Source organism: Arthrobacter sp. MYb229, assembly GCF_002975405.1.
GTDB lineage: Bacteria > Actinomycetota > Actinomycetes > Actinomycetales > Micrococcaceae > Glutamicibacter.
Genome location: NZ_PCPS01000001.1, coordinates 258,234 through 278,315 on the forward strand (window position 1 = coordinate 258,234; position 20,082 = coordinate 278,315).

Here is a 20,082-nt window from a genome sequence, read left to right on the forward strand (position 1 = left end):
CGGCAGCGACCCGGTTTTCTGCCCGGGAACGTGCTTGACTTGTCAGTATGGAACGAACCGAGCAGCGAAATCAGATCGTACGCAGTGAATCCCGGCTGATCGCCGGGGTGTGCGGCGGCCTCGCTGTGCACCTTGGCATACCGGTGAACTACCTGCGTATCGGGTTCTTGGGGCTTACCGCCCTGGGCGGGGCCGGCGTATTGCTCTACGCCTGGCTGTGGGTGTTCACTCCCAGCGCCGAAGAATCCAAGGCCGGAGCGCTGCGCTCCCGGGGTACGGGGCCGCGCACGCTCGCGGAGGAAATGGGCCGCGTACAGCAGGGCATATTTTCCCCGCGCGAGATGAGCGAGAAGCTTTCCTCCTGGCGTGAAACCCTCATCGGCGCGGCCTTGCTGCTGGTGGCGCTGCTGGCGCTGGGGCAGTGGCTCGGGCTGAATATTCGCTGGGATCTGATTTGGCCCAGCTTGGGCATCATCGCCGGCGTGCTGCTCGCCTGGCTGCAGGTCGATGGGCAGCACCTCGACGGTGACCGCAAGGCCAAGGCGCTCGTCTTCGGGCGGTTGATTCTGGGCCTGCTGCTCGCGATCGGCGGGCTGCTGGCGATTCTCAGCGGGAGCGTGAGCACCTCCGATCTGCTCGGCGGGATGTGGGCGGCGCTGGCGATTATCACCGGTGCGGTGGTGGTGCTGCTGCCCTGGGGCGCCAGGTTGTGGCGCGACTATCTTTCGGAGAGAAGCAATCGGCAGGCCGCGGCGCAGCGCGCGGACTTTGCCGCGCATCTGCACGACTCGGTGCTGCAGACGCTGGCCGTGATCCAAAAACGCAGCGATGACCCGGCCGCGGTGCGAACCCTGGCGCGCGTGCAGGAACGCGAGCTGCGCGCTTGGCTCTATGAGACCGAAGAGCTCGACGAGAAAGACGTGGTCGTGGAAATCCAGGCCGAGGCCGACAACGTCGAGAAATTGCTGCTGCGCGATGTCGATGTGATTACCGTCGGCAATGCCAGGGGCTTCGACGGACAGCAGGCGCTCGTGGCGGCGAGCCGGGAAGCGATGATGAATGCCGCAAAACATGCCGAGGGGACGATCTCGGTGTATGTCGAATGCAGCGAGCAGCTGATCGAGGTGTTCATCAGGGATCGCGGAAAGGGCTTCGACGTAGGCGGGATCGACAAGGACCGGTATGGGGTGCGCGAATCGATTATCGGGCGGATGCAGCGGGCCGGCGGGCAGGCTTCTATTCGCAGCGGCGAGACGGGCACCGAAGTAGAGTTGAAAATGCCAAGGAACAGCAGTCAGGAAGATACAGAATCATGAGTAGCGAACAGCAGAACTTCACTGTGGTGTTGGTAGACGACCATGGAATCTTCCGCTCCGGGCTCCGCGCGGATCTCGGTGAGGACCTGCGCATTGTCGGTGAGGCGGGGTCCGTAGAACAGGCTATCGAAGTCATCGAAAGCCAGCGGCCGGACGTGGTCCTGCTCGACGTGCATCTGCCCGGCGGCCGCGGCGGCGGGGGCGCCGAGGTCTTGCGCGGTTGCGCGCACCTGTTGGGTTCCACCAAGTTCCTGGCGCTGAGCGTTTCGGATTCGGCGCAGGACGTGGTCACGGTGATTCGGGCCGGGGCCCGGGGCTACGTGACCAAGAGCATTTCCGGAACCGAAATCTCGGACGCGGTGCGCCGGGTGGCCGGGGGAGATGCGGTGTTCTCGCCACGGCTGGCGGGCTTTGTGCTTGACGCATTCGGCGGTGCAAAAGTGGCCGAAGCGACCGGCATCGACGAGGAACTGGATCTGCTCTCGGACCGGGAATTGCAGGTGATGCGCCTGATCGCCCGCGGCTACAGCTACAAGGAGGTGGCCAAGGAGCTGTTCATCTCGGTGAAAACCGTGGAATCGCATGTCTCGAACGTGCTGCGCAAATTGCAGCTCTCGAATCGCCATGAACTCACGCGCTGGGCGGTGGACCGGAAGATCCTCTAGGCGTTGACGAATGCGGGCCCGATCCGGCGGATCGGGCCCGCACTGTCCGGATGCCGCTCTACTCGGCTTCGCCCAGCAACCGGGCCATCCGGGACACGCCCTCTGCCAGGTCCGCATCGCCCAGCGCATAGGACATGCGGATATAGCCCGAGGGCCCAAAGGCTTCGCCCGGTACGACCGCGACCTCCGCCTGCTCCAGGATGAACGCGGCCAGCTCGGCGCTGGTGTTGCTCACCACGCCGCGGATCTTCTTGCCCAGCAGCCCGCGTACGTCCGAGTAGGCGTAGAAGGCGCCCTCAGGCATCGGGCAGTGCAATCCGTCGATGGCGTTCAAGCCCTCGACGATGGCAAGCCGGCGGCGGTTGAAGGCGACCTTCATCTCCTCGACGGCATCCAGTGGGCCGGCCACCGCGGCCAAGGCGGCACGCTGGGACACATTGGCCACATTCGAGGTCGCATGGGACTGCAGGTTGGTGGCAGCCTTGATGACGTCCAGTGGGCCTGCCATCCAGCCCACACGCCAACCGGTCATGGCGTAGGTCTTGGCCACGCCGTTGAGGATGACCACCCGGTCTTCGAGCTCCGGAACCAGCGTCGCAATGGAGCTGAAGGACGCGTCCCCGTAGGTCAGGTGCTCGTAGATCTCATCGGTGACAACCCACAAGCCCTTTTCGGCCGCCCAGCGGCCGATTTCCTTGATCTGCTCTGCCGTGTAGACCGCGCCGGTAGGGTTCGAGGGGGAAACGAAGAGCAAGACCTTGGTGCGCTCGGTCAGCACGGACTCGAGCTGCTCGACGGTGACCTTGTAGCCCTGCTCGGGGCCGGCGAAGACGGATACGGGCACCCCGCCCGCCAGCTGCACCGACTCCGGGTAGGTGGTCCAGTAAGGAGCCGGAATGATGACTTCGTCTCCCGGGTCGAGCAATGCGGCAAAGGTGTTGTAGACCGCCTGCTTGCCGCCGTTGGTCACCAGCACCTGCGCGCCAGCCAGCTCGTATCCGGAGTGGCGCAGAGTCTTTTCGGCAATCGCTTCGCGCAGTTCAGGCAGGCCCGCCGCGGGGGAGTACCGGTGGTTCTTCGGATCCTGGGCGGCCTTGACCGCCGCCTCGACGATGTAATCCGGAGTTGCGAAGTCCGGCTCGCCGGCGCCGAAGCCGATGACCGGACGACCGGCTGCCTTGAGCGCTTTCGCCTTGGCATCGACCGCTAGCGTTGCGGACTCGGAAATGGCGCCGATGCGGCGTGAAATTCTAGACATAGAAAATGCATCCTGACGGTTACGTAAGCTGCTGTTAGTTCCAATCCTAGTTCCCAGTATTTGCCGATGCTCAGTGAAATCGAAAAATGACACCAACTGATCACTAACTAGTGGTCAGAATGCGGTGTGCGACACACAGGGTGCAGTCAGTTCGACATTTGCTGGTTCGTTGCGTAAAGTTATTTCTCGTTGCTGAGACATCGCAACCGACATGGAAAAGTCCTGATCGGCTAAGATGTTCTCAGTAAGAGCGGTAGCTCAAAGGGTAGTGGCGCAATTGGTAGCGCAGCGGTCTCCAAAACCGCAGGTTGCAGGTTCGAGTCCTGTCTGCCCTGCGCAGTAGCGATGGTAATAATCGCACAGCGAATCTCAAATCACGGTGTGTTGTGGTCGGTCAGGCTGCGGCGCACCGTGATTGTTTCAACTGGCCAAAAAAATTGAAACGAGGATCAGGTTGAGCGAATCAGCTGCCGTAAACCCCGGAAATGGTGAGAAGGCAAAGAAGGGCTTCTTCGGACGCATCTTCCTATTCCTGCGCCAGGTAATTTCAGAACTGAAGAAGGTCGTTACCCCAACGCGTAGCGAGCTCGTCAATTACACGCTGGTTGTAATCGGTTTTGTTTGCGTCGTTATGTTGATCGTCACGATCCTTGACTTCGTACTGGGCCAAGGTTCGATCCTCCTGTTCACCAATCAGCCAGAACAGTAATTTATTTGCCGCGGCGGTATAATCGCCCGCAGGTAGTAGATGTCATTCAGTCAAAGAAAGCAGGAGCTGCAGTGTCCGACAAGGAACTCGAACCGCAGATTAATGACGAGGTCGAAAACGAGTTCGTTGAAGCTGACGGCGCGCAGGTAGAAACCGCCGCCGAGGTTGCAACCGACGAGACCGAAGCTCCAGCCGTTGTTGCTGAAGAAGCCGTTCAGGGCGAAGCCGACGAAGACGAAGCTGCTGAAGCAGACGTTCAGGATGAAGCCGACGAGGACGAAGCTGCTGAAGCAGACGTTCAGGGCGAAGCCGAAGAAGACGAAGCCGCTGAAGCAGACGACGTCGACGTAGTCGCCGCGCTCAAGGAAGAATTCCGCTCGAAGCTGCGTCGCCAGCCGGGTGACTGGTTCGTCATTCACACCTACGCAGGTTACGAAAACCGCGTGAAGCTGAACCTAGAGACTCGTATCCAGACTCAGGACATGGACGATTTCATCTATGAAATCCAGGTTCCGATGGAAGAGGTCGTTGAGGTTAAGAACACTCAGCGCAAGATCGTTCGCCGCGTGCGCATCCCGGGCTACGTCCTGGTTCGCATGGAGCTGACCGACGCTTCTTGGGGTGTCGTTCGACACACGCCAGGTGTTACCGGATTCGTAGGAAACGCCCATGATCCTAACCCGCTGAACCTCGACGAAGTGTTCTCCATGCTGGAGCACACGGTGGTCGATCCGGTTGAGCAGCCATCGGCTTCCAAGCCGGGACGTTCACCAATCACCGAAGTCACCGTCGATTTCGAGGTTGGCGAATCGGTTACCGTCAACGATGGTCCGTTCGAGACCATGCCGGCGACGATCTCGGAAATCAAGCTGGAATCGGCGCAGCTGGTTGTCCTCGTTTCGATCTTCGAGCGCGAGACCCCAGTGACCTTGAACTTCAACCAGGTCACCAAGATCCAGTAGTATTAAGTCTTCGTGCCCCATTCCGTTTGCTTTACGGGGTGAGGGCACGTCCGGCTGTCGCGCCACGACGGCCACAACCCGCAGCACGCTCCTGTGTTGTGGGAACTGCAAGAGTATAAGGACCCGACATGGCCCCAAAGAAAAAGGTCACCGGACTCATCAAGCTGCAGATCCAGGCAGGCGCCGCTAACCCGGCTCCGCCAATTGGTCCTGCACTTGGCCAGCACGGCGTCAACATCATGGAATTCTGCAAGGCTTACAACGCAGCGACCGAGTCGCAGCGCGGTAACGTTGTACCAGTTGAAATCACCGTGTATGAAGACCGTTCATTCACCTTCATCACCAAGACCCCTCCAGCAGCAGAGCTGATCAAGAAGGCTGCTGGCGTTGCCAAGGGTTCGGCTACCCCGCACACCGTCAAGGTTGCCAAGCTGTCCCAGGCTCAGGTTGAAGAAATCGCCACCACCAAGATGGCTGACCTCAACGCCAACGACTTGGCTGCCGCCTCGTTGATCATCGCCGGTACCGCCCGTTCCATGGGCATCACCGTCGAAGGCTAATTTTTAGCTTTTCGTAGTTCACTTCGGTGACTGCAACAAAGAATTTAATCTAAGGCGAGCAGGGAACACCCTGTCCGCCCGTGGCAGGACCGGGCGCGGTCCATATGACCACGACTGCATAAGGAGATAACGCAGATGGCAAAGCGCAGCAAAGCATACGTAGCCGCCGCGGCCAAGATCGTGGCTGACAAGTTCTACGATCCAACCGAGGCAATTGTCCTGGCTAAGGAAATCGCAGGCGAAAAGACTAACTCCACCGTTGAGGTAGCTTTCCGTTTGAGCGTTGACCCACGCAAGGCTGACCAGATGGTTCGCGGTACCGTGAACCTTCCACACGGCACCGGTAAGACCGCCCGCGTGGTTGTCTTCGCCAATGGCGACAAGGCCGAAGCTGCAATCGCAGCCGGCGCCGACTTTGTTGGCTCGGACGACCTGATCGAAAAGATCCAGGGCGGCTGGACCGACTTCGACTCGGCCGTGGCAACCCCAGACCTCATGGGTAAGGTTGGCCGCTTGGGTAAGATCTTGGGTCCTCGTAACCTGATGCCAAACCCTAAGACCGGCACCGTGACCATGGATGTCGCCAAGGCTGTTAATGACATCAAGGGTGGCAAGATCGACTTCCGCGTCGACAAGCACGCCAACCTTCACTTCATCATCGGCAAGGCTTCGTTCGAAGCCAAGCAGCTGACCGAGAACTACGCAGCAGCTCTGGAAGAAGTACTTCGCTTGAAGCCTTCCTCCTCGAAGGGTCGCTACATCTCGAAGGCAACCGTTTCGACCACCTTCGGTCCAGGCATCCCTGTTGATTCGAACGTAACTCGCATCGAGGCCTAAAGCCCAACGAGCGCTAAAACCGCGGGACTGACCAGAGAGATCTGGTCCGTCCCGCGGTTTTTGTTTTCGCTCTCCATGGTTTCCTAGACAGGCTAACAAGTCGCCTGAAGGCCTAGTCAAAAGCTTGTTCAACGTCCGCGCTTGGCGAATTGCAAAGGTGGAGGCAGTCACGGAAACCGCTCACTATTTGTTCTGCTGTTTCGCAGCTAGACTGCCAGGGAAACCCGAGCTGACTAGATGGTATTCATCTGGTGATAGCTATTGGGTGCCAAATATGTGAATTACCTGTACTGTCGCCGTTATCTGCCTGTGATCTGTTCCGTAGTCGCAATGAGTAGTGATAAGCTTAAATGACCGACTTGATCGGCGGTTTCTACATGGGCCCCCCAAGACCATGTAGAAGCCGGATACGGAAGTTTCCCCAAAACTTTCGTGTCGACAAGTAGCCTGTTGTCAGCGTCCCCCAAGTGCTGACCTCAGGCCTTGTCATTTTAACGGCCATTGAGTGATTCGAATCATGCCCGCCTTGGCGCCATTGGATTTGGAAGTTGCTGCCTTGGCCGTTTAGACTAGATGTACCGAAGACCGTCGGCCGAGTGCATGCTTGCATAAACTCCTAAGAGCTCGAAAGAGCGGCCAACGCAGGTTTCATAGATTTGTTTTGACTTGAATTAGTTGAAATGCCCTGTGCTCCTGCGCGGGGCCTTTTTTATGGGCTCCGCCGGTTATGAAACGGTACCGAACAAATCCCCGGAAGGAGTGTTATGGCAACGCCTACCAAGACTGTAGCGATTGAAGAAATCACTGCAGACTTCAAGGAATCAACTGCGGCTGTCTTGACTGAATACCGTGGGCTTACCGTTGCACAGCTCAAGGAACTTCGCCGCTCACTTGGTCAGGAGACCAAGTACGCAGTTGTGAAGAACACCTTGACCGCTATCGCAGCGAAGGAAGTTGGCATCGATGCATTCGATGGTCAGCTTTCCGGTCCGACTGCAATCGCCTTCATTAAGGGTGACGCAGTTGCTGCCGCAAAGAGCCTCACGGAATTTGCCAAGGCTAACGAGAAGCTTGTCGTCAAGTCCGGCTTCTTCGAGGGCAAGGCCCTTGATAAGGCTGGCATCGCTGCTTTGGCAGCTTTGGAATCCCGCGAAACTCAGCTCACTCGCGTTGCTGCAGTACTGCAGGCTCCGGCCGCCGCAGCTGTACGCGTGGTGGACGCTTTGCGTCTGAAGCTAGAAGAGGACGGCGGCGCTGCTGCCGAGGAAGCTCCGGCAGAAGCCTAAGCTTTCGCGACTCTCTCGCATCGTAAACCCAATTCATAGGCCCCAGGGCCAAAATCGAAAGGACGCCGACCATGGCGAAGCTCAGCACTGAAGAGCTGCTTTCAGCATTCAAGGAAATGACCATCATCGAGCTCTCCGAGTTCGTGAAGGAATTCGAGGAGACCTTCGAGGTTTCCGCAGCTGCTGTTGCAGTTGCAGGCCCAGCAGCCGGTGGCGAAGCCGCAGCTGAAGAGCAGACCGAATTCGACGTTATCCTCGAGTCGGCTGGCGACAAGAAGATCGCAGTCATCAAGGAAGTTCGTGCATTGACTTCCCTCGGCCTGAAGGAAGCCAAGGAGCTCGTTGACGCTGCTCCAAAGGCTGTTCTTGAAGGTGCCGCAAAGGACGCTGCTGAGAAGGCAAAGGAAGCTCTCGAAGCTGCCGGCGCAACCGTCTCGGTTAAGTAGTAAGTTCAGCGGTCACTCGCAACTTATTACCAAAGGGTTCATGGACTTCGTGTCCATGGGCCCTTTGGTCGTTAACGTGAAAAAATCTCGTATCACAACTTTATAAGTTTATAACGTTTCTATTAACAGGGTTTATTCAAGTTCATTGTTTACAGTGAATAGGTGTCGAAAACCGAAACGCAAGAATCCAAGAAGACGGGTGCACGGCTAGGCTTACTAGACGCGCTGCGCATTAGCGCTGCCTTGATCGTTGTGCTCTACCACTACACAACCTGGGGGCATAGCCACTGGGGTGTCAAAGCGCCAGAAGCTTGGCCTGTCTTATCAGAGTTCACTCGGTATGGCTCGATCGGCGTACAGCTTTTCTTCCTGATCTCCGGATTCGTGATCCTGATGTCTGTCCAGGGGAAAAACATCATCCACTTCATCGGATCGAGACTTGGCCGGCTATATCCGGCCTACTGGTTGGCCGTCATTGCGGCGGCGATTCTGACCTTCAAAATCTGGCCGGCTGAGAAGGACGGACGAAGCAGCGGGGATATCGTTCCAAACCTCACTATGGTCCAGCAGGGGATGGGCGTTCGGGATCTGGACGGCGTCTACTGGACGCTGTGGGTAGAATTCCGTTTCTACGTCCTGCTCGGATTGCTCCTGGTATTCGGACTGGTGAAGACCAAAAACATCATGTGGCTGGCGTTCATCTGGCCGGCTCTGGGAATCCTTTTGCATGTGGCCGAGATGCCCAAGCTGCAAGAGTGGTTTGCCGGTCAGTACGCGGCACAGTTTGCCGCGGGCATGGTCTTGTTCCTGATCTATCAGAACGGGCATACCCTCGGACGCTGGGCCTTAGTAGCATTCAACGCGGTAGTGTCCGCCTATTTCACTGGCCTCAAGGGAAGCTTTGACAGCGACTATCTTTCCGGCCTGACCGTGCCTGCATGGCATTTCTCGGTATTGGCAGTGCTGTGTATCGCGTTGCTGGCGCTCTGCGTGCTCACACCATTGAGGTATGTTCAGGCTCGTTGGCTAGTCGTGGCAGGCTCACTGACCTACCCGCTGTACCTGTTCCACCAGCTCTGGGGCTGGTGGATCATTCACTCGCTGAGCGCCAGCTTGAACAAATATGTGCTCCTGGCGTTGACCATAAGCATCATGCTGATCGTGGCCTACCTCGTGGCTCGCTTCGTGGAGAAGCCAGTCGGGCTTTGGCTGCGAAACGAATCAATTAAGTCGCTCACCGCGCTCAATGGGTGGGCCAAGAAGCTTCCGAAACCAGCGGCAATATCTCCTACTCGGGAACGGAAATATCAGCAATCGTGGCATCAAATCCGGTAACCAAGTCGCGCGGATGTACCAGCAAGCCGTGCTCCGGTTCGCCGCAGCCCAGGGCGATGACTTCCGGGACAGGTTCTTGGAAGACACTGGAATCAATGTAGAGCGGCAAGACCGTGTGCGAACCAAACGGAGTGATGGTGCCGTGCACATAACGGGTGACGTCATAAGCTATATCCGCCTCTGGCAGGGAAAGCTTGTTGACTCCAACCTCGGCTCGCAGCTTAGGCCAGCTCAATTTGCGACCACCTGGGATCAGCGCAAATAGATACGTGTCGTCGGAACGCTTGATGACTAGCGTTTTGAGTAGATGCGCGGGAATGACGCCCAGCAATTTAGCGGCTTCTTCGAGCGAGGAAGCGGCTTCACGCGGCACTATTTCGATCGAAATATCCCGGCGTGAAGCATCGAGGCTGACACGGGTGAGAGCTTCATTGACTTTTGACTGATGCATGTTCTTCACTCCTGGTTGTTCATTGCTGTTCTCTGGCGGGTTAGAGTTCGAGCCGTAGCCGCGGCGTTCAGTGCCAGAATCTGGTCGTGTAACCCAACTGCTTTCTCCTCGAAGAGCTTTAGCCTTTCCCCGAGGCTAACTCATATTCATCACGATTTGGAGACATGGGGCGCATAAACGATCGGTACTAGCCAAAACAGCGAGCGGCGGGTGTCCCGCTGCTCGCTGTTTTGGACTCGTGATTATGTCGATTAGCTATGTACGTCCTGCGTCTCCAATGGATCGCTCTGCTGTTGGTCACCGTCATATTCATCGGTGCCGCCGGCCGGTACGGCTTTGCCTCGCACGAAGAACCAATAGCAAATTGCCAAGAGGGCTATCCAGGCGACGCCTGTGAGCAAGGCGCTGCGTGTCTGCGGAACGATGCCAATCATGATGATCACGAAGACCATGAACGCTACGGCAATGTAGCTTCCCAATGGCCACAGCGGTACCGGGAAAGCCGACGGCGCAAGATTGTCCCGCATGATCTTGCGCTTCATCGCGATATGCGAAATCAGGATCATTAGCCAAACCACGACCGTCGCAAAGGTTGCTAGGGCTGCAATCAAGAAGAAAATCTGGTCCTTGAACCAAATGTTGAGCAGCACGCCGATCAGCAATGCACCGATCATTGACATCGACGTCACCCAGGGGACCCCGTTGGCGGTGGTCTTGGTAAATACTTGCGGTGCCTGTCCAAGCCGTGCCATCCCGTGGATCATGCGACCGGCACCGAATATATCTGCGTTAATTGCCGACAAGGCCGCGGTAATCACAATGAAATTCAAAACGTGAGCCGCTGAGGAGAGCCCGATGCTTGAGAAAATCGAGACGAAGGGGCTTTCCTCGCCATTGATCGTGTTCCAAGGCTGGATGCTCATAATGACGCCCAGGGTCAGTACGTAAAACAGCAGAATTCGTACGGGCACCGAATTGACCGCCTGCGGGATGACCTTTCGAGGATTCTGCGCTTCTCCGGCAGTAATGCCAATAACCTCGGTGCCACCGAATGCGAACATCACAATGGTGAAGGACATCAGTACGCCCCAGATGCCCTGGGGCATGAATCCGTCGTGTGCGAAGAGATTTGAGATCCCGGCGGCGCCTTCGCTTTGATTGCCAAGACCGAAGAGGATGACCAAGATTCCGCCGGCGATCATCGCGATGATCGCAACCACCTTGATCAGCGAAAACCAGAATTCCAGCTCGCCAAAAACCTTGACCGACAGCAGATTCACCGCTGCAATGAAGAAGACGACTGCGAGGATCCAAATCCAGCGTTCAACGTTGGGGAACCAGAAGCCCATATACACGCCAAAGGCTGTCACATCCGCTAAGGCAACGACGAACATTTCGAAGGTGTAGGTCCATCCGGTGGCGAAGCCGGCAAAGCGTCCGACATACGTAGATGCGTAGCTGCCGAAGGACCCCGAGACCGGATTGCGAACCGCCATCTCGCCCAGCGCCCGCATGACCATGAAGACCACGGCGCCACCGACAAGATAAGCGAGCAGTACTGCAGGTCCAGCCATTTGTATGGCGCCTGCCGAGCCGTAAAACAGTCCCGTTCCAATTGCTGATCCTAGGGCAATGAATCGTATATGCCGAGTGCTCAAGCCTCGTTTGAGGCTCTGGGCTGGTTGACTGGTTCTCACTGCTCTCCTTGGAAAACTAGGGGATTCGAGCGGGAGCTGGAATATCGAATTCCTCGGCGTCCCCGTCGAGCTACCTGTCTATGTAATCGTGATCACAGGGCCGGTAGTAGGGACTTTTTTGATCAGCAGTCCGGAATTTCAGACGACACCAGGTTAAGCGTTTGTCGTTGCTGAAAGAGTGCGCCAGACCGGAATCGTGACGCAAGCCGATATCGAGAACGCAGCCTCAATGAGTGCGGAAGGGCAGGGGAGCGGTCCCCGGATGCTTATAGAAGTGGCTCGAAGGTGAGCCGCATGGGCCGTAGGAGTGGCCAAACCAGAAGCCGGAACGCCTACTGTGAGTAACAACACAGAAAAATGCAACGGTACCCATGGGGAAGCGAGCGTGTTCTGCGTGGTCGTGCTTCGAAGCCCCGGAACAGATGATTATTTGCCAGTTCACGTGGGAAAATGCTGAGGCGTTGGGCGAACTGGGTTTGGCCGCGGTCGCCGCCGGGAGAGGGGTGCGCTTGCGAATTCCGGGAAATTTCCGGCGACCGAAAAAGGCGGCAAGAAACTATAGCACGAATCTCTCCGGCGGATATCGACAAGCTTAAAATACTCCGGTAGAGTAGAAATTTGCGCCATACCTGTTTGCGCGCGGCCTTCATATAGCGGTGGGTTCGCGTCGTCACAAGAGGGCTTGTCCTATGACAGGCACCTTAGCACGGTTGGCGTTCGGAAACCTGACGGTCTTTGGAAGGATCCATCTTGGTCGCCTCGAGCAACCCTAACAACCAAACCGCTAGTTCGGCTCGCGATGCTGCATACGCTGGCCGACTTTCTTTTGCAAAGATTCACGAACCCCTTGAAGTGCCTAACCTGCTGGCATTGCAGACTGAGAGCTTTGACCGCCTCATCGGCAATGAACTCTGGAAGGCTCGCCTAGCCAAGGCCGAAGCCGCTGGTGACACCAGCGTGCCGGACACCTCGGGCTTGGCTGAAATCTTCGAGGAGATTTCCCCGATCGAAGACTTCCAGGACACCATGTCCTTGAGCTTCTCCGATCCGGAATTCGCTGATCCAAAGTACTCCATCGCTGAGTGCAAGGATCGCGACGCCACTTACGCGGCACCGCTGTATGTCAAGGCCGAGTTCATGAACAATGAAACTGGCGAAATCAAGCAGCAGACCGTCTTCATGGGCGATTTCCCACTGATGTCCGACAAGGGCACCTTCGTCATCAACGGCACCGAGCGTGTTGTTGTGTCGCAGCTGGTCCGTTCCCCTGGCGCGTACTTCGAGTCCGCTCCGGACAAGACCAGTGACAAGACCATCTACTCCTCGCGAATCATTCCTTCGCGCGGCGCCTGGTTCGAACTAGAAATCGACAAGCGCGACCAGATCGGTGTGCGCCTGGACCGCAAGCGCAAGCAGTCGGTCACCGTGTTGCTCAAGGCCCTTGGCTGGAGCGAAGAGAAGATCCTGTCAGAGTTCGGTCAGTACGACTCGATGCGTGCCACCTTGGAAAAGGACAACATCAAGGACCAGAACGAAGCATTGCTGGATATCTACCGCAAGCTGCGTCCGGGCGAGCCGCCAACGGTTGATGCCGCACAGGGTCTGCTGCGCAACATGTACTTCGAGCCAAAGCGCTACGACCTGGCCAAGGTTGGTCGTTACAAGATCAACCGCAAGCTGGGTGTCGAGACTCCGGTTGACGCCGAGAGCCCTGCCGTACTGTCGGTGGACGACATCGTCGCCATGATCCGTTACCTCGTTGCGTTGCACGCAGGCGAGAAGACCATCTCCGGCACCCGCAAGGGCGAGATCGTCGACGTATCGGTTAATGTGGACGACATCGACCACTTCGGCAACCGTCGTATCCGCGCCGTGGGCGAGCTGATCGAGAACCAGATCCGCACCGGTCTTTCGCGTATGGAGCGTGTTGTGCGCGAGCGCATGACCACCCAGGACGTCGAGGCGATCACCCCGCAGACGCTGATCAACATCCGCCCCGTGGTAGCTGCCATCAAGGAGTTCTTCGGTACTTCGCAGCTCTCGCAGTTCATGGACCAGAACAACCCGCTGGCCGGCCTGACCCACAAGCGCCGCCTGTCGGCTCTGGGCCCAGGCGGTCTGTCCCGTGACCGCGCAGGCATGGAAGTTCGAGACGTTCACCCGTCCCACTACGGACGTATGTGCCCAATTGAAACTCCCGAAGGCCCGAACATTGGCCTGATCGGTTCGTTGGCTACCTACGGCCGGATCAACTCCTTCGGCTTCATCGAAACCCCTTACCGCAAGGTGAAGGACGGCGTTGTTTCCAACGAGGTCGAGTACCTGACCGCAGATGACGAGCTGCAGCACTTCATCGCACAGGCCAACGCTCCATTGGGCGAAGATGGCCGCTTCGAAGAAGACGCCGTCTTGGTCCGTGAAAAGGGCGGTGGCGGCGAGCCCGTCATCGTTGAGCCGAGCGAAGTGACCTTCATGGACGTTTCGCCACGCCAGATGGTGTCGGTTGCCACCGCGCTGATTCCGTTCCTCGAGCACGATGACGCGAACCGCGCACTGATGGGCGCCAACATGCAGCGCCAGGCTGTGCCGCTGTTGGCCTCCGAGTCGCCACTGGTTGGTACCGGCATGGAGAAGTACGCCGCTATCGACGCCGGCGATTCAGTGGTCGCCCTGAAGCCAGGTGTTGTCACCGAGGTTTCCGCGGACCTGGTTGTTGTCATGAACGATGACGGCACCGAGTCGATGTACCCGATCATGAAGTTCGCACGCTCGAACCAGGGCAACGCGTACAACCAGCGCGTGCTGGTCACCGAGGGCGATCGCCTGGAATTCCAGTCGATCATCGCCGACGGTCCTTCGACCGACAAGGGCGAGCTTTCCCTGGGTAAGAACCTGCTCGTGGCATTCATGTCATGGGAAGGGCACAACTTCGAGGATGCGATCATCCTTTCGCAGCGCATGATCTTCGAGGACGTGCTCACCTCGATTCACATCGAAGAGCACGAAGTCGATGCCCGCGACACCAAGCTTGGTGCCGAGGAAATCACCCGCGATATCCCGAACGTGTCCGAGGACATCCTCTCCCAGCTTGATGACCGCGGCATCGTGTACATCGGCGCCGAGGTTGAAGCAGGCGACGTCCTGGTAGGCCGTGTCACTCCTAAGGGCGAGACCGAGCTGACCCCGGAAGAGCGCCTGCTGCGCGCGATCTTCGGTGAGAAGTCCCGCGAAGTGCGCGATACCTCGCTGAAGGTGCCGCACGGCGAGTCCGGTACCGTCATCGGCGTGCGCATCTTCGATCGCGACAACGATGATGACCTGTCCCCAGGCGTGAACCAGCTGGTTCGCGTGTACGTGGCACAGAAGCGCAAGATCACCAACGGTGACAAGCTTGCCGGCCGTCACGGCAACAAGGGCGTTATCTCCAAGATTCTGCCACTTGAGGATATGCCTTTCCTCGAGGACGGAACCGCGGTTGACGTCGTGTTGAACCCACTGGGTGTGCCAGGTCGTATGAACGTCGGCCAGGTTATGGAAATCCACCTGGGTTGGGCTGCCAAGCAGGGCTGGAATATCGAGAACGAGCCGGCTTGGGTGCGAAACCTGCCTAACCTGCCTCGCCAGTCCGGTCCGACCACCGTGTCCACCCCGGTCTTCGACGGTGCCTCGGAAGAGGAAATCCGCGGAATCCTGGATTCGACGAACGTCACTCGTGACGGCGACCGTCTGATCGGCAACACCGGTAAGACCCGTCTGTTCGACGGTCGTTCCGGCGAGCCATTCCCGGATCCGGTATCCGTTGGCTACATGTACATCTTGAAGCTTCACCACCTGGTGGACGACAAGATCCACGCACGTTCCACCGGTCCATACTCCATGATTACCCAGCAGCCACTTGGTGGTAAGGCCCAGTTCGGTGGCCAGCGCTTCGGTGAGATGGAAGTTTGGGCCCTGGAAGCTTACGGCGCCGCTTACACCCTGCAGGAACTTCTGACCATCAAGTCGGATGATATCCACGGTCGTGTGAAGGTCTACGAAGCCATCGTCAAGGGCGAGAACGTTCCGGAGCCAGGTGTTCCAGAGTCGTTCAAGGTGCTCATCAAGGAAATGCAGTCGTTGTGCTTGAACGTTGAGGTACTTGGTACCGACGGCAACACTATCGAAATGCGTGAATCGGACGAGGAATCGTTCCGTGCAGCGGAAGAGCTGGGCATCGACCTTTCCCGGTCGGAGCCAAACTCCGTAGAGGAGGTCTAGGTTCCACCGCTGCCTTGAGCGGCCCGCGGGCCCAGCGAGCGTAGCGGCTCACCAAGACTTACTTATTCGTATCGACTTCAGACACCAAAGAAGAGAGAAAAGGACCCTATGTCCAGCGATTCCTCATTCGGCCTCATGCGCATTGGCCTTGCTACCGCAGAAGAAATTCGCGGTTGGAGCTACGGCGAAGTCAAGAAGCCGGAAACCATTAACTACCGCACCCTGAAGCCAGAGAAGGACGGACTTTTCTGCGAAAAGATCTTCGGCCCTTCCCGGGACTGGGAATGCTACTGCGGTAAGTACAAGCGCGTACGTTTCAAGGGCATCATCTGTGAGCGTTGTGGCGTCGAGGTGACCCGCGCTAACGTTCGTCGTGAGCGCATGGGACACATCGAGCTTGCCGCTCCAGTGACCCACATCTGGTACTTCAAGGGCGTTCCATCGCGTTTGGGCTACCTGCTGGATCTGGCTCCGAAGGACCTCGAAAAGGTCATTTACTTCGCTGCCTACATGATCACCAGCGTCAACGAAGAGCGTCGCCACGCCGAATTGCCTAACCTGCAGGCCCAGCATGATCTGGAACTGCGCAACCTGGCAAACAACGCGGAAGCCGACAAGAAGGCCATTGCCGCCGAGCTCGAAACCGAGCTTGAGCGCATGGAGGCCGACGGTGCCAAGGGCGCCGAGCTGAACAAGGCTCGCACCCTGGCAGAGAAGACCGTGCTGCAGATCGACAAGCGCGCGAAGCTCGAAGCAGAGCGCCTGCGTGCGGTCTGGGAACGCTTCAAGGGCCTGAAGGTCGCTGACCTTGAGGGCGATGAAGGCCTGTACCGCACCATGCGTGAGAAGTACGGACTGTTCTTCGAAGGCTCTATGGGTGCAGAATCGATCCAGAAGCGCCTGCAGAACTTCGACCTTGCCGGCGAAGCCGAACTGCTCAAGAAGATCATCGACGAGGGCAAGGGCCAGAAGAAGGCCCGTGCACTGAAGCGCCTGAAGGTGGTCAACGCCTTCCTGGTCAACCAGAACTCGCCAGAGGGCATGGTGCTGGATTCCGTTCCGGTGATCCCACCAGAGCTGCGTCCGATGGTTCAGCTCGACGGTGGCCGTTTCGCCACCTCGGACCTGAACGACCTGTACCGCCGCGTGATCAACCGCAACAACCGCCTGAAGCGCCTGCTGGATCTCGGTGCCCCCGAGATCATCGTGAACAACGAAAAGCGCATGCTCCAGGAAGCTGTTGACTCGCTGTTCGACAACGGTCGTCGTGGCCGTCCGGTCACCGGACCGGGTAACCGCCCGCTGAAGTCCCTGAGCGACATGCTCAAGGGCAAGCAGGGTCGTTTCCGTCAGAACCTGCTCGGCAAGCGTGTTGACTACTCGGGCCGTTCGGTCATCGTGGTTGGTCCGCAGCTGAAGCTGCACCAGTGTGGTCTGCCTAAGCAGATGGCCCTGGAGCTCTTCAAGCCGTTCGTGATGAAGCGCCTGGTTGACCTCAACCACGCACAGAACATCAAGAGCGCCAAGCGCATGGTTGAGCGTTACCGCCCACAGGTTTGGGATGTTCTCGAAGAGATCATCACCGAGCACCCGGTACTGCTGAACCGTGCACCTACCCTGCACCGTTTGGGCATCCAGGCGTTCGAACCTCAGCTGGTCGAGGGCAAGGCATTGCAGCTGCACCCGCTGGTTTGTGCTGCCTTCAACGCCGACTTCGACGGTGACCAGATGGCAGTTCACCTGCCGCTGAGCCCAGAAGCCCAGGCCGAAGCGCGCATCCTGATGTTGTCCTCGCACAACATCTTGAAGCCTTCGGACGGCCGCCCGGTGGCACTTCCTTCGCAGGATATGATCATCGGTCTGCACCACCTGACCACCAAGCGCGCTACCGAAGCCGGTGCCGGACGCACCTTCACCTCGGTTGCCGAAGCCATTATGGCAATGGACCTGCGTGAGCTGCACCTGAACGCACCGGTCAAGATTCGCGTACCGAACTTCGTTCCTTCCGAGGAGCAGCCAGCTCCGGAAGGCTGGGAGCCAGGCACCGATGCGCTCTTGGAGACCTCGCTGGGCCAGGTGTTGTTCAACGACACCCTGCCAGCGGACTACCCATGGGTTGCACACGTGACCGGCAAGGATGCGCTTTCGGAGATCGTCAACGATCTGGCCGAGCGCTACCCGAAGATCACCGCCGCCGAAACCCTGGACAACCTGAAGGATGCCGGTTTCTACTGGGCAACCCGCTCGGGCGTCACCGTGGCAATCTCGGATATTACCTCGAATATGGACAAGGCAGCCATCCTTGCTCCTTACGAGGTTCGTGCCGCGAAGGTTCAGGCTTCGTTCGATAAGGGCTTGATTGCCGATACCGAACGCCGCCAGGACCTGATCGACATCTGGACCAAGGCTACCGATGAGGTTGCCGAGGCGATGAAGAACGGCATGGAAGAGCTGAACACCATTAACCGCATGGTGACTTCCAAGGCTCGTGGTAACTACCTGCAACTGCGGCAGATCGCCGGTATTCGTGGTCTGGTGTCCAACCCTAAGGGTGAAATTATTCCTCGCCCGATCAAGTCCTCGTACCGCGAAGGCCTGTCGGTTCTGGAGTACTTCATCGCGACCCACGGTGCCCGTAAGGGTCTGGCCGATACCGCGTTGAAGACCGCTAACTCGGGTTACCTGACCCGTCGTCTGGTGGACGTTTCACAGGACGTTATCGTGCGCGAAGAAGACTGTGGCACCCGCCGCGGCCTGACCGTGCCGATCGCCAACAACTCCGTTGGTGTGCGCATGATGCACGAAACCGTCGAGAACTCGGCTTACACCCGCACCCTGGCCACCGAGGCCAAGGACGCGGACGGCAACGTGCTGGCAGCAGCCGGCGCCGATGTGGGCGACGTGCTCATCGACCAGCTGTACGCAGCCGGCGTCGATGAGATCCGTGTCCGCTCCGTGCTGACCTGTGATTCGGCCGTGGGAACCTGTGCTCTGTGCTACGGTCGCTCGCTGGCCAGCGGCAAGACCGTGGACATCGGCGAGGCCGTAGGCATTATCGCCGCACAGTCCATCGGTGAGCCTGGTACCCAGCTGACCATGCGTACCTTCCACACCGGTGGTGTCGCATCGGCTGACGATATTACCCAGGGTCTGCCTCGTATCCAGGAACTGTTCGAAGCCCGTACCCCTAAGGGTGTGGCTCCGATGTCCGAGGTCACCGGTCGCGTGTCGATCGAGGACGACGAGAAGCAGCTGCGCGTTGTCGTCACTCCAGACAACGGCGACGAGAAGCAGGCCTACCCGGTTCTGCGTCGTGCTCGCCTGTTGGTTGAAGAGGGCGAAAGCATCGTCGCCGGTACTCAGCTCACCAGCGGTACCTTGGATCCGAAGCAGGTTCTTCGAGTCCTCGGCCCACGTGAAGCTCAGAAGTTCTTGGTCCGTGAGGTCCAGGACGTGTACCAGTCCCAGGGTGTAGGCATCCACGATAAGCACGTGGAAGTCATCGTCCGCCAGATGCTGCGTCGCGTCACCGTCATCGAATCCGGCGAAACCGACTTGCTTCCGGGCGAGCTGGCCGACCGTTCGCGCTTCACCGCTGCGAACAAGAAGGCAGTCACCGAGGGCAAGCGCCCGGCCGCCGGTCGTGACGAGATGATGGGTATTACCAAGGCATCGCTTGCCACCGATTCATGGCTGTCGGCTGCTTCCTTCCAGGAAACCACCCGCGTCCTGACTCAGGCTGCGATGGAAGGCAAGTCGGATCCATTGCTGGGTCTGAAGGAGAACGTGATCATCGGTAAGTTGATCCCGGCCGGTACCGGCTTGGATCGCTACACCCAGATCAATGTCGAGCCAACCGACGAAGCAAAGGCAACTTTGTTCACCGGTTCTTCGGCCTTCTCTTCGGGCCTGTACGACGATGCGCTGGAGGGCAATCTTTCGCCAGAGTTCCAGGCCATCTCGATGGACGACTACGACCACGGTTCGGACTTCCGCTAAACACGGATTCTTAACTAGTTAGTCAAAACGCCCGCCGGTACCTCGTGTGCCGGCGGGCGTTCCATTTAAGCGCAGACCAATTAGTGGATAGATCAGTGGGAGAATAGTCCACTAAAGATGATTTGCCGCAAACGACGCTGCTAGATTCACCCCGTGGTCACCTGCGGTATCGCCGCCGTTCAGCTTGGCTCGATAGGATCAGTGCATTGGTGAGATAGCTTACGGAAACTAGAGCGATGGCGGTTTAATGCTAGACTGAGATCAATTGTTTTAGGTGTGGCAAAATGGACTCGGTCCGGGTTGC

Annotated in this window: 14 protein-coding genes and 1 tRNA gene; 12 read left to right on the forward strand and 3 right to left on the reverse strand. The window is 58.2% G+C overall.

The window, feature by feature from the left end; genetic code table 11:
* The first annotated feature begins 47 nt into the window (after positions 1–47).
* Entirely contained in the window at positions 48–1,316 is a 1,269-nt protein-coding gene (locus tag CQ019_RS01210; RefSeq protein ID WP_105553149.1) for an ATP-binding protein, read from the forward strand.
* Positions 1,313–1,981: a response regulator transcription factor gene (locus CQ019_RS01215; RefSeq protein WP_105553148.1), complete on the forward strand. Its 669-nt coding sequence runs from the start codon at positions 1,313–1,315 to the stop codon at positions 1,979–1,981. The genes CQ019_RS01210 and CQ019_RS01215 overlap by 4 nt, the downstream gene beginning before the upstream one ends.
* A gap of 58 nt (positions 1,982–2,039) precedes the next feature.
* Here CQ019_RS01215 and CQ019_RS01220 read toward each other — a convergent pair whose 3' ends face one another.
* Positions 2,040–3,239 (reverse strand): pyridoxal phosphate-dependent aminotransferase, encoded by a 1,200-nt coding sequence (locus tag CQ019_RS01220; RefSeq protein WP_105568742.1) that lies wholly within the window; start codon positions 3,237–3,239, stop codon positions 2,040–2,042.
* 262 nt (positions 3,240–3,501) lie between these two features.
* Between CQ019_RS01220 and CQ019_RS01225 the strand changes: the two genes are divergently transcribed.
* The 8 genes from CQ019_RS01225 to CQ019_RS01260 all read left to right on the forward strand — a co-directional run bounded on the left by CQ019_RS01225 (position 3,502) and on the right by CQ019_RS01260 (position 9,374).
* Positions 3,502–3,574: transfer RNA gene (locus tag CQ019_RS01225), tRNA-Trp, on the forward strand.
* Between the two features lie 119 nt (positions 3,575–3,693).
* A complete protein-coding gene (secE, locus tag CQ019_RS01230; protein ID WP_105553146.1) occupies positions 3,694–3,948 on the forward strand; it encodes a preprotein translocase subunit SecE in 255 nt (84 codons plus the stop codon).
* A 71-nt stretch (positions 3,949–4,019) separates the two neighbouring features.
* Positions 4,020–4,910: a transcription termination/antitermination protein NusG gene (nusG, locus tag CQ019_RS01235; RefSeq protein WP_105553145.1), complete on the forward strand. Its 891-nt coding sequence runs from the start codon at positions 4,020–4,022 to the stop codon at positions 4,908–4,910.
* A 128-nt stretch (positions 4,911–5,038) separates the two neighbouring features.
* Positions 5,039–5,470: a 50S ribosomal protein L11 gene (gene rplK, locus CQ019_RS01240; RefSeq protein ID WP_096283716.1), complete on the forward strand. Its 432-nt coding sequence runs from the start codon at positions 5,039–5,041 to the stop codon at positions 5,468–5,470.
* A gap of 135 nt (positions 5,471–5,605) precedes the next feature.
* The gene (rplA, locus tag CQ019_RS01245; protein WP_105553144.1) at positions 5,606–6,307 is read left to right on the forward strand and encodes a 50S ribosomal protein L1; all 702 of its coding nucleotides are present in this window, start codon (positions 5,606–5,608) and stop codon (positions 6,305–6,307) included.
* A gap of 764 nt (positions 6,308–7,071) precedes the next feature.
* The gene (gene rplJ / locus CQ019_RS01250; RefSeq protein WP_105553143.1) at positions 7,072–7,593 is read left to right on the forward strand and encodes a 50S ribosomal protein L10; all 522 of its coding nucleotides are present in this window, start codon (positions 7,072–7,074) and stop codon (positions 7,591–7,593) included.
* A gap of 71 nt (positions 7,594–7,664) precedes the next feature.
* Complete coding sequence (gene rplL / locus CQ019_RS01255; RefSeq protein ID WP_105553142.1) at positions 7,665–8,039, forward strand: 50S ribosomal protein L7/L12; 375 nt, start codon at positions 7,665–7,667, stop codon at positions 8,037–8,039.
* A gap of 162 nt (positions 8,040–8,201) precedes the next feature.
* Positions 8,202–9,374 carry an acyltransferase gene (locus tag CQ019_RS01260; RefSeq protein ID WP_105568743.1) on the forward strand — a complete coding sequence of 391 codons (1,173 nt, stop codon included), beginning with the start codon at positions 8,202–8,204 and terminating at the stop codon, positions 9,372–9,374.
* On the opposite strand, the gene CQ019_RS01265 is transcribed toward CQ019_RS01260, so the two are convergent.
* Both CQ019_RS01265 and CQ019_RS01270 read right to left on the reverse strand, forming a co-directional pair.
* Positions 9,328–9,825: an aminoacyl-tRNA deacylase gene (locus tag CQ019_RS01265; RefSeq protein ID WP_105553353.1), complete on the reverse strand. Its 498-nt coding sequence runs from the start codon at positions 9,823–9,825 to the stop codon at positions 9,328–9,330. The two genes, CQ019_RS01260 and CQ019_RS01265, sit on opposite strands and share 47 nt — an antisense overlap.
* Before the next feature lie 251 nt (positions 9,826–10,076).
* Complete coding sequence (locus CQ019_RS01270) at positions 10,077–11,522, reverse strand: amino acid permease (RefSeq protein ID WP_105568744.1); 1,446 nt, start codon at positions 11,520–11,522, stop codon at positions 10,077–10,079.
* Between the two features lie 750 nt (positions 11,523–12,272).
* Here CQ019_RS01270 and rpoB point away from each other — a divergent pair.
* Positions 12,273–15,779, forward strand: a complete 3,507-nt coding sequence (rpoB, locus tag CQ019_RS01275) for a DNA-directed RNA polymerase subunit beta (protein ID WP_105553352.1) — start codon at positions 12,273–12,275, stop codon at positions 15,777–15,779.
* A 108-nt stretch (positions 15,780–15,887) separates the two neighbouring features.
* On the forward strand, positions 15,888–19,778 hold the full coding sequence (locus CQ019_RS01280; RefSeq protein WP_105553139.1) for a DNA-directed RNA polymerase subunit beta': 3,891 nt from the start codon (positions 15,888–15,890) through the stop codon (positions 19,776–19,778).
* Positions 19,779–20,082: the final 304 nt, after the last annotated feature.